The organism is Microvirga sp. M2 (genome assembly GCF_047497095.1).
Classification (GTDB): domain Bacteria; phylum Pseudomonadota; class Alphaproteobacteria; order Rhizobiales; family Beijerinckiaceae; genus Microvirga.
In genome coordinates this window covers 3,264,143-3,277,656 of record NZ_CP134063.1, presented here as the reverse complement: position 1 = coordinate 3,277,656, position 13,514 = coordinate 3,264,143, and the positions used below count along the sequence as shown (strand labels likewise).

The window sequence follows — 13,514 nt, the reverse complement described above, 5'->3', positions numbered from 1 at the left end:
GTCATGGCCGGGCTTGTCCCGGCCATGACCTCGAGAGAGCCTAGAGCATCGGATCCCAAAAGTGGATTCCACTTTTGGGATCCGATCCGATGCTCCACTTCTTCAATGGCGCATCGTTCGGAGCGGACCCAGCGGGCCGCGCCAGCGAAAACCGGGTCCACTTTTCCGCACGATGCGCTAAGCCTTGATCTTGTAGCCTGTCCGGAAGATCCACCAGATCGCCGCGAGGCAGATCAGCATGAACAGAAACGTCATGCCGAGGCTGATGCCGACATCCACGTCGGCGACGCCGTAGAAGCTCCAGCGGAAGCCGCTGACCAGATAGACCACCGGGTTGAACAGGGCGACCTTCTGCCAGAAGGGCGGCAGCATGTTGATGGAGTAGAAGCTGCCGCCGAGGAACGCGAGCGGCGTCACGATCATCAGCGGGACCACCTGGAGCTTCTGGAAGCTGTCGGCCCATACGCCGATGATGAAGCCGAAGAGGCTGAAGGTGACGGAGGTGAGCACCAGGAACGCCACCATCCAGAGCGGGTGCTGAATGGAGAAATCCACGAAGAGCCGCGCCGTGACCAGGATGATCGTTCCGATGACCACCGATTTCGTGGCGGCGGCGCCCACATAGCCGATCACCGTCTCGATGGCGGAGATCGGCGCGGACAGGATCTCGTAGATCGTGCCCGTGAATTTCGGCATGTAGATGCCGAACGAGGCGTTCGAAATGCTCTCCGTCAGGAGCGACAGCATGATGAGGCCGGGCACGATGAACGCGCCGTAGCTCACGCCGTCGATCTTGGCCATGTGCGAGCCGATGGCCGAGCCGAAGACGATGAAATAGAGCGATGTCGAGAGAACCGGCGACGCGATGCTCTGCATGATCGTGCGCCAGGTGCGCGCCATCTCGAAGAGATAGATCGCCTTGATGCCATAGACGTTCACGGGCGCCCCCTCACCAGGCTGACGAAGATGTCTTCGAGCGACGACTCGGAGGTGTGCAGATCCTTGAAGTCGATGCCGTGCTCGTTGAGCCGGCGCAGGAGCGTGGCGATGCCCGTCTCCTCGCTCTGCGCATCGAAGGTGTAGATCAGGTCGGTGCCGTCGGCCGAGAGCTGGAGGTGCTCGGATTGCAGGTCCGTGGGCAGCGCGCCGAGCGGGCTCTGCAGATGCAGCGTCAGCTGCTTCTTGCCGAGTTTCTGCATCAGCACGTGCTTGTCCTCGACCAGGATGATCTCGCCCTTGTTGATCACCCCGATCCGGTCGGCCATCTCCTCGGCCTCCTCGATGTAATGGGTCGTGAGGATGATGGTGACGCCGCTCTCCCGAAGGCCGCGCACCATGGTCCACATGTCCCGCCTGAGCTCCACGTCGACGCCGGCGGTCGGCTCGTCGAGGAACAGGATGTTCGGTTCGTGCGAGAGGGCCTTGGCGATCATCACGCGGCGCTTCATGCCGCCCGACAGCGCCATGATCTTCGTGTCCTTCTTCTCCCAGAGGGAGAGGTCCTTGAGGATCTTCTCGACATGGGCCGGGTTCGCGGGCTTGCCGAAGAGCCCGCGGCTGAAATTCACCGTCGCCCATACGCTCTCGAAGGCGTCCGTGGTGAGTTCCTGCGGCACGAGGCCGATCTTCGTGCGGGCGGGGCGGTAATCGCGGACGATGTCGTGTCCGTCCGCCGTGACCGTGCCCGTGCTCGGATTGACGATGCCGCAGATGATGCTGATCAGCGTCGTCTTGCCGGCGCCGTTGGGGCCCAGCAGGGCGAAGATCTCGCCCCGGCGGATCGTGAGGTCGATGTTGCGCAGGGCCTGGAACCCGGACGCATAGGTCTTGGACAGGCCCGAGACCGAGATGATCGGATCGGCCCTGCCGGCGGCCTGCGGCATTCGTGTGTGATCGAGCGGTTTCATGGGGCGCTTCATAGCATGAAATGCGCCCCGCGAACCCTCCTCCCGGCAAGGGGGCTGCCGGCAAGGGGGCTGCCGGCAAGGGGGCTGCCGGCAAGGGGGCCTGCCGGCAAGAGAGAAGGGCTCCCGGCCACACCTGCGCTCCGCCGTCATCTCTGCCGGACCGGGAGGTGGGATCAGGGGCGGCCCTGACGGGCGAATCAGTTCTGCGGGTTCGGCACCGGGATGAGATTCGGGGCGATCACGCGGACGGTCTTCTTCTGGCCGTTCCCGGCGACGACTTCCTGCTGTTTGCCCTCGTTCTCTCCGACGACCCGGGTGTTCTCGATGGATTGCGGGCCGATGCCCGAGGATTCCTTGCTGGCGGTCGGAGCGGCGGCGGCGCTCTCGGCAGCGGCCTTCTCTTCCTCGTCGGCCTTCTTCTCGGCCGCCTTGCGGGCCTGTACGGCCTTCGGACGCGACATCTCCTCCGCCTTCTCGGCGGTCACGATCATGTCGCCCTTACGCTGCGAGAGCATGCTTTCGGCCTTACGCAGGACCACGGACCAGCTCTCGTCCTGCCGCTTGCAGGCGCAGCTCTCGTCGAAATTCTTGCGGAACTTGAATGCGTTGGCGAGCGACGTATAGGGCTTGTTGCCCGAGAGCGAGACCGCGCGGGTCAGGCCGTCGTCGCCGCCGGGATAGGCGTAAGCCGTCGTTTCCGTACCCGGGCAGAGGGCCTGGCACATCTCGTCGGCGCTCTGCTGGCCGCCGGGGGGCGTCGTGAGCGGGAAGAAGGCGCCGTCGCATGCCTTCACGCAGATCAGGCGGCCGCCGCCGAGGGCACGCTGTCCCTCATCGGCGATGATCGGCTGTCCCTCGGGCATGATCTGCTGCGGCTGCTGACCACGCGGCGGGCCGAAGATCGATTCGAAGAAGCCGCGGGGCTGCTCGCCCGAGCAGCTCTGCTGTACGGCGACCTGAAGCTGGCGGCGGCGCGTCTCGACCTCGGACGGGTCGATGGCCTGAGAGGCGAGACGGGCATAGCCGGCCTCGAGCTGCCGGATCTGCCCCGCGATGGTGCCGCACTGGGCCGGGGCGGGACCGGCCAGGAAGCCGAGAGGACCACGCTCGCAGCCGATCGAGTTGTAGTATTGGACCAGGCGGTTGATCTCCGACCGCTGGGCCTGCATCTGCCCGGTCGGCGCTCCGCCTCCGCTGCGCTCGAGATTCGCCAGTTCCGCGCGGAAGCGCTGACACTCGGCCGACTGGGCGAAGGCGGCCTGCCCGGCGGCCAGGAAGGCCGTCACGGCAAGGAGGGTGCGGAGAAGGAATGTCTTTGTCATCAAGCTGATCGCAGAACTCGGGTCCGGTGCGGCGTCATGGCCAGGAGCTGACTTTGACGCTTGAGGTCATGTGCCGCCGGAATTGGGCCCTATTGTGATTTACCCCCTCGCAGGCCTCCGGTGAAGCCTCAAGACAGCAGCATGCATGTACCCTCATCCGGCTCCGGGAGCAAATAAGGTTGCGGGCGCATTTCCGGGCCCTCGTCAAAGGCGGGCGGCATCCCCACATGCAGCGTAACAGCAGGAGACAACGGGAATGCTCGCTCGAATCGCTCTGGTCCTCGCCCTCGTCGCGGGAGGCGCTACGGGCGCCCTGGCCCAGGAGCCGGATCTGATCTTCAAGAAATCGACCGTCTGGCGCGCGCTGACCCCCGACGACAAGCTCGCCGTCTACGGCATCGACGATCCCCTCGTGGAGGGCGTGGCCTGCCACTACACGACCCCGGAGCGGGGCGGCATCTCCGGCACGTTCGGCGTGGCCGAGGAGGTGTCCGACATCTCGCTGTCCTGCCGCCAGATCGGGCCCGTGACGTTCAAGCAGCGATTCGGCCAGGGGGACGTCGTGTTCAGCGAACGCCGCTCGCTCATCTTCAAGAAGATGCAGATCGTCCGCGGCTGCGACGCGAAGCGCAATACCCTGGTCTACATGGTCTACTCGGACCGGCCCATCGAGGGCTCGCCCAAGAACTCCACCTCTACCGTGCCGCTGATGCCCTGGGGCGTGGAAACGCCGCCCAAATGCGGCGATTGGCTGAAGAAGTAAGGCGAGGATTCATAAACGCCGACGCTCCCGGAAGGGCACAGCCGCCTCTCGCCTTGTTCTGCATCGTCAGGGGCTATGGATCCAGGGCTCAGTTCGAGCAGGTGATCGAGACGGGACGGAGTTCGGCGTCGCCGACCGAGACCTTCTGGATCGAGCCGGTCGCTTCCTCGGCCTCGATCTGGCGGAACGAGACCGCCCTGACATAGCCCTGCGACTCGCACCAGGTATCCGCCACAACTTGGCCACATGCCTGGCTTGAGATGAGGCATTCCGCGACGCCGTAGCCATCGGCGGCGGGGACCAGGAAGGTTGCTTCGGTCGATGAGGCCCGGGTGCCGTTCGAAAGCAGCGTCAGGGACGCGGCTGAAAAGAACACGGCAGTGCCCAACCCGAGCACGGCATATGCGCGGCGCATAGAAAACCTCATCGATTGAATAAGTGCTTTACTATCACGGGAGCCCGTGAATAAAGGTCTAACGGGTTTGGTTAAGACCCGTTTCTTGCATGGATGCAAATGGAATGTGCTTATCGGCACGGGAACCTTGACGCCTGTCCCAGGACGGGGCATTGATGCTCTCATGAACACGGCAACGATCCTCATTTCCGGGATTATTTGCGGCTAGCGCGCCACGCTGGCTGGAGCCGTCTCGTTCTCATTCCAAGAATGAAACCAATCTCCGGCCCCGTGGCCTGACAGGGACCTGGTTTCATGGCGCCTCAGCTGAAGCTCTACAACACGCTCACCCGGTCGAAGGACGCGTTCGTCCCGATCGATCCGAAGAACGTGCGCATGTATGTCTGCGGCCCCACGGTCTATGACTACGCCCATATCGGCAATGCCCGCCCCATCATCGTGTTCGACCTGCTGTTCCGTCTGCTGAGACATGTTTACGGTCCGGAAGCGGTCACGTATGTGCGCAACATCACGGATGTGGACGACAAGATTAACGCCCGTGCCGCCCGCGATTACCCGGACCTGCCCCATAACGAGGCGATCCGGGAGGTCACCCTGAAGACCGAGGACCAGTTCCACGCCGACATCCGGGCGCTCGGCGTCCTCATGCCCGAGGACGTGAACCTGCCCGGCGGGCGGGCGAGCTTCGTGGAGCCCCGGGCGACCGAGCACATCGACGAGATGCGCATGATCATCGAGCGGCTCATCGAGAGGAGCGCCGCCTATGTGGCCGAGGAGCACGTGCTCTTCTCGGTCGCGGCCATGCAGAGGCTGCCGAACGTGCCGAAATACGGCGCCTTCTCGAAGCGCTCCCTCGACGAGCTGCTCTCCGGCGCCCGCGTCGACGTGGCTCCCTACAAGCGCGACCCCATGGATTTCGTGCTCTGGAAGCCGTCCGGCCCGCAGGATCCGGCCTGGCCGTCGCCCGCCGGCATCGCGACCCCGGGCCGTCCCGGCTGGCACATCGAGTGCTCCGCCATGGCGTGGAAGCACCTGATCCAGGCCTTCGAGACGCGGCTCGCCTGCTCCGACCCGCAGGAACGCGAGGTCTTCGACATTCACGGCGGCGGCATCGACCTCGTGTTTCCCCATCACGAGAACGAGATCGCGCAGAGCTGCTGCGCGTTCGATACGCCGCGCATGGCCAATGTCTGGATGCATAACGGCTTCCTGCAGGTCGAAGGCGAGAAGATGTCGAAGTCGCTCGGCAACTTCTTCACCATCCACGACCTCCTGAAGGACTGGCCGGGCGAAGCGTTGCGCTTCAACATGCTGCGCACCCACTATCGCCAGCCCATCGACTGGACCGCCAAGGGACTCGAGGAAAGCGAGAAGACCCTCGACCGCTGGTACGAGCTCGCGGGCCACGGCGAGGCGGCACGCTTGTCGGACCACATCGTCGAGGCGCTCGCGGACGACCTCAACACGCCCAAAATGCTCGCGGAGCTGCACGCTCTCGACGGGCAGGGGGGCCATGAGGAGCTCGGCGCGAACCTGCGCGCCATGGGTTTCCTCCTGGAAGGGGCGGAAGGCTGGAAGGCCCGCAAGCGTGCCGCGCTCGCGGTCGATCCCACGGTGGTCGAGGGCCTGATCGCCGCGCGGAAAGAGGCGCGCGCGGCGAAGAACTGGCCCGAATCCGACCGCATCCGCGACGAACTCGCGGCACTCAATGTCGTCGTGAAGGACAACAAGGACGGCACCACGACCTGGGAGGTCGCGCGATGAGCGTTCCGGCATTCTCCCTCGTCATGCCCGGCCTCGAGCGGGGCATCCACGCCTTTCCGGCGCGGTGTTTCCAGGACGTGGATTGTCGCGCCACGTGCGGCCGTGACGACGGTGTCATCCAGGAGGGCGCACGCTGATGGGACAGTCGATGCCGAAACCGGGCCTGCGCCCCTTCCTTCCCGCCGATCTTCCGGTGCTCGTCGAGGTCTTTCAGGCGAGCATCGAGGAGCTGACGGGCGAGGATTACAGCGAGGCCCAGCAGGAGGCCTGGATGCTGCAGGCGGAGGAAGAGGATTTCGCCGGGACGCTTGCGAAGGATCTCACCCTCGTGGCGACGGTCGAGGGATCGCCCGTCGGCTTCATCGCGCTCAAGGACAACGAGCTGATCGAGCTCTTCCACGTGCATCCCGCCGTGGCCGGGCAGGGGGTCGGCACCATGCTCTACGACGCGGTCGAGAGGCTCGCGACGGCGCGCGGCGCCGCCCGCCTCGTGGCGGAGGTCAGCGACAACGCGCTGCCCTTCTTCCAGAAGCAGGGGTTCCAGCCGCAGCGCCGCAACACCCTGTCGCTCGGCGACGAGTGGCTCGGCACCACCACCATGGAAAAACGCCTCGCACCCGCCGAGGATCGGAAGCTGTCGTCATGAGCCGCGAGCGCGTCTATCTCTTCGACACCACCCTGCGCGACGGCGCCCAGACCACCGGCGTGGACTTTTCGCTGGAGGACAAGCGGGCCGTCGCGGCATTGCTCGACAGGCTCGGCATCGACTACGTGGAAGGCGGCTATCCGGGCGCGAACCCGCTCGACACCGCCTTCTTCTCGGAAAAGCGTACGAAGAACGCCAAGTTCACCGCGTTCGGCATGACGAAGCGAGCCGGCCGGTCGGTCTCGAACGATCCCGGCGTGTCGCTGCTTCTCGATGCCGAGGCCGACGCGATCTGCTTCGTCGCGAAGGCGTGGGATTACCACGTGCACGTGGCGCTCGAGACGACGCTCGAGGAAAATCTCGCCGGCATCCGCGACAGCGTCGAGGCCGCGCGCGCGAAAGGCCGCGAGGTGATCGTCGATTGCGAGCATTTCTTCGACGGCTACAAGGCCAATCCCGATTATGCGCTCTCCTGCGCCAGGACGGCGTATGAGGCGGGCGCGCGCTGGGCCGTGCTCTGCGACACCAATGGCGGAACGCTGCCTCACGAGGTGGCGGAGATCGTGACCGCCGTCACGAAGGTCGTGCCGGGCGCGCATGTGGGCGTTCACACGCACGACGATTGCGGCTGCGCCGTCGCCAATTCGCTGGCCGCCGTGGAGGCCGGCGCCCGGCACATCCAGGGCACGCTCAACGGCCTCGGCGAGCGCTGCGGCAATGCGAATCTGATCACGCTCATCGGCGCCCTGAAGCTGAAGGATGCTTACGCCTCCCGCTTCGAGCTCGGCGTGGCGGACGAGGCCGTGAGCCAGCTCACCCATGTGTCGCGTCAGGTCGACGAGATCCTCAACCGCCAGCCCAACCGTCACGCGCCTTTCGTCGGCGCGAGCGCATTCGCCACCAAGGCCGGCATCCATGCCTCCGCCGTGCTGAAGGATCCGCGCACCTACGAGCACGTGGAGCCGGAAGTCGTCGGCAACGCGCGCAAGGTTCTGGTCTCGGTCCAGGGCGGACAATCGAACATCCTGGCCGAGATCAAGCGCTGCGGCCTCGCCCTGGAGAAGGGCGATCCGCGCGTCGCGCGCGTGCTCGACGAGGTGAAGCGCAAGGAATCCGAGGGCTTCGCCTTCGAGGGGGCGGACGCGTCCTTCTACGTTCTGGTCAAGCGGATCCTGGGCGAAGTGCCGGCCTTCTTCGACGTGGAGCGCTTCTCGGTGAACGTGGAGCGCCGCTACAACGCGATGGGCGAACTCGTGACCGCGTCGGAGGCCATCGTGAAGGTGCGCGTGGGCGACGAGGTTCTCATCTCGGCCGCCGAAGGCAACGGTCCGGTCAATGCGCTCGACGTGGCCCTGCGCAAGGATCTCGGCAAGTATCAGCACCTGATCCAGGATCTGGAACTGGTGGACTACAAGGTGCGCATCTATCAGGGCGGTTCGGACGCCGTGACGCGGGTCCTGATAGAGTTTTCCGATGCGTCGGGGGAACGCTGGACCACCATCGGCGTGTCCGCCAACATCATCGACGCGTCGTTCCAGGCCTTGACCGATTCCATGACCTACAAGCTCTTGAAGAGCGGCGCGACGCTCTGACGCCGTCTCACGGGAAGCGCTGCCCTCATAGGGGGCTCGTGAGCCGATGCGCTTGTCCTTCGAGGGCCGTGTTGAGGGATCCCCGCCTGCGCGGGGATGACACGGTTGTGGGGATGACGGGAGAGACGGTGGCGCCGGCGGGCTGCCCGCTTCGACCGGGCCATTTCCGCTTCCTGCGCCGCCGAGGGGTTTGAAACGGATAGCCTGCGCGTCTATGAACGACCACAGTCACGGACCGGAACAACCCATGAACATCTCACTCCTGCTGCCGATCTCCGGCATTCTTCTCGGCGGCGTCTTCCTGTCGTCGCAGGCCCCCATCAACGCCGCGCTGGCGCGCTCGCTCGGCGATCCGCTGCTGGCCGCCTGCATCTCTTTCGGAATAGGCTTTCTGATCCTCGCCGTCATCAGCGCCTTTCGCGGCGGCTTGCCCTCGGGCAGCGCCGTCGCGTCCGCGCCGTGGTGGTCCTGGCTCGGAGGCCTCCTGGGCGCGTTCTACGTGGCCATCGTGATCTGGGGCGTGCCGCAGCTCGGTGTGGTCAGCACCGTGGCGGCGCTCGTATTCGGACAGGTCGTCGCAGCCCTCATCCTCGACGCGGTCGGGGCGTTCGGATTGCCGGTGCAGGAAATTTCCTGGCAGCGCGTCGTGGCGGCTCTGCTCATCCTGGGCGGGCTCGTTCTGTCCCGCGCGGGATGAGCGGCGTCGCGTGGTCATGGTGCGGAAATGGGAGACCGCATGTGCGCGTGAAGCGAGCCTCTTGCAGCGTCGGGCGCGACATCGAACTCACGTCCGACGCTTCAACATTTTGATCGCGAACATCTTTTCCCGCAGAACCGGTTCTGCGTGAAGAACGCTGCTTCATCAAAGAGAGAGCAAGCATTCCGATCCCGTCAGAATGCAATTTGCTCTAGAACTTCGTCTCGATCAGGTCCGCATTCTCGACGATGCCGACGCGGCGCGCGGCGGCCTCGAGCATCGGGACGACGTCCTCGACCTTTTCGGCCACGAGATAGCTGAGCTCCAGCCCCGGGCGAATGAAGCCCTGGTCGCGCATATGGGCGAAGAGGGTGAGCAGGGGCTTCCAGAAGCCTTTGGTGCTTAGCATCAGGATCGGCTTCGTGTGACGGCCGAGCTGCGCCCATGTCATCTGTTCGACCAGCTCTTCCAGCGTCCCGATGCCGCCCGGCAGGGCCACGAAGGCGTCGGCCTTCTCGAACATCAGGCGCTTGCGGGTGTGCATGTCGGGAACCACGATGGTCTCCTGGACCTCGTCGAGGAGCTTCTCGCGCGATTTCAGAAAGTCCGGAATGATGCCAGTGACATAGCCGCCGTGGTCCAGCACCGACTGAGCGACCGTGCCCATGAGGCCGACATTGCCGCCGCCGTAGACGAGATTGATTCCCTGCTCAGCCATGGTCCGACCCAATGCCGCCGCATTTGCAGCAAAGACCGGGTCGTCTCCGAAACCGGAGCCGCAATAGACGCAAATGGATTGAATAGCCTTGAGATCTGACATGGGCCCTTCGGGGAGGTGGGGAGCCTCCCGCGTCGTATCATAAAACATAGAGATTCCCTTTTATGGCCGTAGCCTTTTGAAAGATAAACGGTTTAAATGCACGAAAGTGCCGCGTTTGAGAAAAAGCACATGTCGCAGGCGACAGAGATTAAAGGTACCATCGCAATTCTCGGTGCGGCAGCTGCCGGCGTCGTCGCGGTTCTTGTTGGCGCTCTTTATTGGGCCTTTCCGAGCGCGTCCGTAACGTCCGGGCGGGCCGACGCTCCTCAGGCGGCCGTGCAGCCCCATGCCGCAGCGCCGCAGAAGCCCGCTGCCGAGGCCGCGGCGTCGAAGGCGCCGGAGCCCAGGGCCGATGCCAAGCCCGCCGGCCAGAAGCCCGCCGGCCAGAAGCCCGCCGAGGCTCCCGTCGTACCCTCCTTCGATCTCGTGCGCGTCGAGCCCAATGGCGAAAGCGTGATCGCCGGCCGCGCCGCGGCCGGGGCGACCATCGAGCTCCTTCGGGGCGATCAGGTCCATGCCCGCGCCGTCGCCGATGCCTCCGGCCTCTTCGCGATCGTGCCGCCGGCCCTGCCGCCGGGCTCCCACCAGATCGTGCTGCAATCGATCGCGCCCGACGGGGTGCGCCAGCGCTCCGCGCAGAGCGTGACGGTGGTCATCGATGCGGCCCAGAAGCGGCCTCTCGTCACCCTGACCACGCCCGACCAGCCGACGGTCGTGTTGTCCAACCCCGAGCCGCCGGAGCCGCAGGTCGCCCAGAATACGCCGAAGGAGCCCGATCCGCCGGCAAAGGTCGACGCGCCCGCGGCGCCTGCGCCTCAGCCGCCGCAGCAGGCGAACGCCGCTCCGGAGCCCAAGGCCCAGCCGACGCCCCGGCCCGAGATCAAGATCGTCAGCGTCGAGACCGAGAGCGGAAAGCTCTTCGTGTCCGGCCTGTCGGCTCCCGGTGCGACGGTGCGCCTGTATCTCAACGAGGCCCTTATCGCTCCCGGCGGGGCCGGGGGGGACGGCAAGGTGTCGTTCTCCATCGGCTCGGGCGTTCGCCCGGGCGATTACCGCATCCGCCTCGACGATGTGGACCCGGTCTCCGGCCACGTGAAATCGAGGGCCGAGGTCGGCTTCAACGTGCCGGTCCAGGTGGCCTCCGCCCAGCCCGGGGCGGACGTGGCGGCGGCGCCTCCGGCTCCGGCTCCGTCCGCTCAGGCCGAAACGGCGGCGAAACCCGCCGAGGCTCAGGTCGCGGCGGCGGGAACGGTCATGATTCCCAACATCAACACGGCGATCGTCTCGCGCGGCGACAATCTCTGGCGGATCAGCCAGCGGATCTACGGCAGCGGTTACCGCTACACCGTGATCTACGGGGCGAACCAGGACCAGATCCGCAACCCGAACCTCATTTATCCGGGCCAGGTCTTCGTGCTCCCCAGCAAGCAGGAGCAGGGCACCAACTGATCGGGGCAGGGGGCGGAGCCAGCTCCGTACCAGGCTTTGCCTTATTGTCGGGCGGCGGACCGGATCCGCTTTACCTGAAAACGTTTACCTGAAAACGCCCGCGGAAAGGAGCGGGGTGAATTCCTCGGCCCGATCCCTTATATCGGGGTCCGACAGTTCACTCGGATTCTCTGGTCATGCCTCCCACAACTTCCGTCCCCTCGACGAGCGCCGCCGCGCGCAACCCCAACGGCTTGGCTGCGACCTGGACGAAGCTCTGGCCTTATCTCTGGCCGCAGGGGCGGCCCGACCTGCAGCGCCGCGTCTTCCTGGCCTTCGGCCTGCTGCTCGTGGCCAAGGGCGTGACCATGGTGACGCCGTTCGCCTTCAAATGGGCGACCGACGCGCTCGTGGCCGTGACGAGCAGCAGCGCCAAGCCCGCGGAGGTGGCGGCCACCGCCGGCTCCTGGCTGTGGAAATCGCCGGTCCTGCTCACGCTCGTCTACGGCGTCACGCGCATTCTCATGGCGGTGCTGACGCAGGTGCGCGACGGCCTCTTCGCCAAGGTCGCGATGCATGCGGTGCGCAATCTCGCGCTCCAGGCTTTCGAGCACATGCATCGCCTGTCCCTGCGCTTCCATCTCGAGCGCAAGACCGGCGGCCTCACCCGCGTGCTCGAGCGTGGCCGCGAGGGCATCGAGGAATTGTCGCGCCTCGTGGTGCTGACGCTCATCCCCACCATTTTCGAATTCGTTCTGGTGCTGGGCCTGCTCGCCTGGGAGTTCGACTGGGTCTATTCGTTCGTCGTGTTCGTGATGGTGGTGATCTATCTCGCCTATACCTACAAGGCGACCCAGTGGCGGATCTCGATCCGCAAGCAGATGAACGATTCCGACACCGACGCGAACACCAAGGCGGTCGATTCCCTGCTCAACTACGAAACGGTGAAGTATTTCGGCGCCGAGCGGCGGGAAACCGCACGCTACGACCGCTCCATGGAGCGCTACGAGTCGGCCTCGACGCAGACCTATACGTCGCTCGCCGTTCTCAATGCCGGACAGGCCGTGATCTTCTCCATCGGCATGGCCGTCGTGATGGTTCTGGCGGCCCGGGACATCATGGCCGGGCGGGTGTCGGTGGGCAGCTTCGTGCTGGTCAACGCCATGCTGGTTCAGCTCTACATCCCGCTGAACTTCATGGGCATGCTCTACCGCGAGATCAAGCAGGCGCTCATCGACATCGACGACATGTTCCGGATCATCGAGCAGAATCCGGAGATCCAGGACAAGCCGGGCGCGAAGCCGCTCGAGGTCGGGCAGGCCGTCGTGCGGTTCGAGGACGTGCACTTCTCCTATAACCCGGAGCGCCCGATCCTGAAGGGCGTGACGTTCGAGGTTCCCGCGGGCCACACGGTCGCGATCGTGGGGCCTTCCGGCGCGGGCAAATCCACCATCTCGCGTTTGCTGTTCCGGTTCTACGAGCCCACGAGCGGGCGCATCCTCATCGACGGCCAGAACATCGCCGACGTGCAGCAGGCCTCATTGCGCAAGGTGATCGGCATGGTCCCGCAGGACACGGTGCTGTTCAACGACACCATCGGCTACAACATCCAGTACGGCCGCTGGGATGCGACCCCGGACGAGGTGAGGGAGGCGGCGCGCCTCGCCCAGATCGACCGCTTCATCGGCTATCTGCCGGAGGGCTACGACACGCCGGTGGGCGAGCGCGGGCTGAAGCTCTCGGGCGGCGAGAAGCAGCGCGTGGCGATCGCCCGCACCATCCTGAAGGCTCCGCCGATCCTCGTCCTCGACGAGGCGACCTCGGCTCTCGACACCTTCACGGAGAAGGAGATCCAGGACGCCCTCGACCGGGTCAGCCGCGGCCGCACCACCCTGGTGATCGCCCACCGCCTGTCCACCGTGATCGGGGCCGACGAGATCATCGTTCTCGACCACGGTCGCATCGTGGAGCGGGGCGACCATGCGAGCCTTCTGGAACTCGGCGGGGTCTATGCCTCCATGTGGAACCGCCAGCGGCAGGCGGACGAAGCCCGCGAGACCCTGAAGCGCACCGAGGAAGAGGAGCGGGCCGGCGAAAGCGTGGCAGGTTGACGGGAAGGCCGGCTCCTGCCATCCCCTTGCAAACTCAAGAGCTTGATCG

The 13,514-nt window shown here is 65.4% G+C and carries 13 protein-coding genes; 8 read left to right on the top strand and 5 right to left on the bottom strand.

The annotated features are described in order from the left end of the window. Window positions 1-177: 177 nt before the first annotated feature. From RE429_RS15600 to RE429_RS15590, 3 genes are all read right to left on the bottom strand, one after another. A complete protein-coding gene (locus tag RE429_RS15600) occupies window positions 178-939 on the bottom strand; it encodes an ABC transporter permease (protein WP_414471640.1) in 762 nt (253 codons plus the stop codon). Beyond that, the gene (locus RE429_RS15595; RefSeq protein ID WP_414471639.1) at window positions 936-1,907 is read right to left on the bottom strand and encodes an ABC transporter ATP-binding protein; all 972 of its coding nucleotides are present in this window, start codon (window positions 1,905-1,907) and stop codon (window positions 936-938) included. Before RE429_RS15595 ends, RE429_RS15600 begins: the two co-directional genes overlap by 4 nt. A 197-nt stretch (window positions 1,908-2,104) precedes the next feature. Continuing rightward, the gene (locus tag RE429_RS15590; RefSeq protein ID WP_414471638.1) at window positions 2,105-3,229 is read right to left on the bottom strand and encodes a DUF2865 domain-containing protein; all 1,125 of its coding nucleotides are present in this window, start codon (window positions 3,227-3,229) and stop codon (window positions 2,105-2,107) included. Between the two features lie 256 nt (window positions 3,230-3,485). Between RE429_RS15590 and RE429_RS15585 the strand changes: the two genes are divergently transcribed. Continuing rightward, complete coding sequence (locus RE429_RS15585) at window positions 3,486-3,992, top strand: CreA family protein (protein WP_414471637.1); 507 nt, start codon at window positions 3,486-3,488, stop codon at window positions 3,990-3,992. A gap of 88 nt (window positions 3,993-4,080) precedes the next feature. On the opposite strand, the gene RE429_RS15580 is transcribed toward RE429_RS15585, so the two are convergent. Beyond that, on the bottom strand, window positions 4,081-4,407 hold the full coding sequence (locus RE429_RS15580; RefSeq protein WP_414471636.1) for a hypothetical protein: 327 nt from the start codon (window positions 4,405-4,407) through the stop codon (window positions 4,081-4,083). Between the two features lie 294 nt (window positions 4,408-4,701). Here RE429_RS15580 and cysS point away from each other — a divergent pair, with 294 nt between their 5' ends. The 5 genes from cysS (at window position 4,702) to RE429_RS15555 (ending at window position 9,106) form a co-directional block, all read left to right on the top strand. After that, window positions 4,702-6,171 carry a cysteine--tRNA ligase gene (cysS, locus tag RE429_RS15575; RefSeq protein ID WP_414471635.1) on the top strand — a complete coding sequence of 490 codons (1,470 nt, stop codon included), beginning with the start codon at window positions 4,702-4,704 and terminating at the stop codon, window positions 6,169-6,171. Continuing rightward, entirely contained in the window at window positions 6,168-6,308 is a 141-nt protein-coding gene (locus RE429_RS15570) for a hypothetical protein (protein WP_414471634.1), read from the top strand. The genes cysS and RE429_RS15570 overlap by 4 nt, the downstream gene beginning before the upstream one ends. Next, a complete protein-coding gene (locus RE429_RS15565) occupies window positions 6,308-6,817 on the top strand; it encodes an N-acetyltransferase family protein (RefSeq protein ID WP_414471633.1) in 510 nt (169 codons plus the stop codon). The genes RE429_RS15570 and RE429_RS15565 overlap by 1 nt, the downstream gene beginning before the upstream one ends. Beyond that, window positions 6,814-8,409: a citramalate synthase gene (gene cimA / locus RE429_RS15560; RefSeq protein WP_414471632.1), complete on the top strand. Its 1,596-nt coding sequence runs from the start codon at window positions 6,814-6,816 to the stop codon at window positions 8,407-8,409. The genes RE429_RS15565 and cimA overlap by 4 nt, the downstream gene beginning before the upstream one ends. A 247-nt stretch (window positions 8,410-8,656) precedes the next feature. Beyond that, window positions 8,657-9,106, top strand: coding sequence for a DMT family transporter (locus RE429_RS15555; RefSeq protein WP_414471631.1), 450 nt, complete (start codon window positions 8,657-8,659; stop codon window positions 9,104-9,106). 211 nt (window positions 9,107-9,317) lie between these two features. Here RE429_RS15555 and RE429_RS15550 read toward each other — a convergent pair whose 3' ends face one another. Then, a complete protein-coding gene (locus tag RE429_RS15550; RefSeq protein ID WP_414471630.1) occupies window positions 9,318-9,926 on the bottom strand; it encodes a TIGR00730 family Rossman fold protein in 609 nt (202 codons plus the stop codon). Window positions 9,927-10,055: 129 nt separating this feature from the next. Here RE429_RS15550 and RE429_RS15545 point away from each other — a divergent pair, with 129 nt between their 5' ends. Then, the gene (locus RE429_RS15545; protein WP_414471629.1) at window positions 10,056-11,375 is read left to right on the top strand and encodes a LysM peptidoglycan-binding domain-containing protein; all 1,320 of its coding nucleotides are present in this window, start codon (window positions 10,056-10,058) and stop codon (window positions 11,373-11,375) included. 176 nt (window positions 11,376-11,551) lie between these two features. After that, window positions 11,552-13,465, top strand: a complete 1,914-nt coding sequence (locus RE429_RS15540) for an ABCB family ABC transporter ATP-binding protein/permease (RefSeq protein WP_414471628.1) — start codon at window positions 11,552-11,554, stop codon at window positions 13,463-13,465. Window positions 13,466-13,514 lie beyond the last annotated feature (49 nt).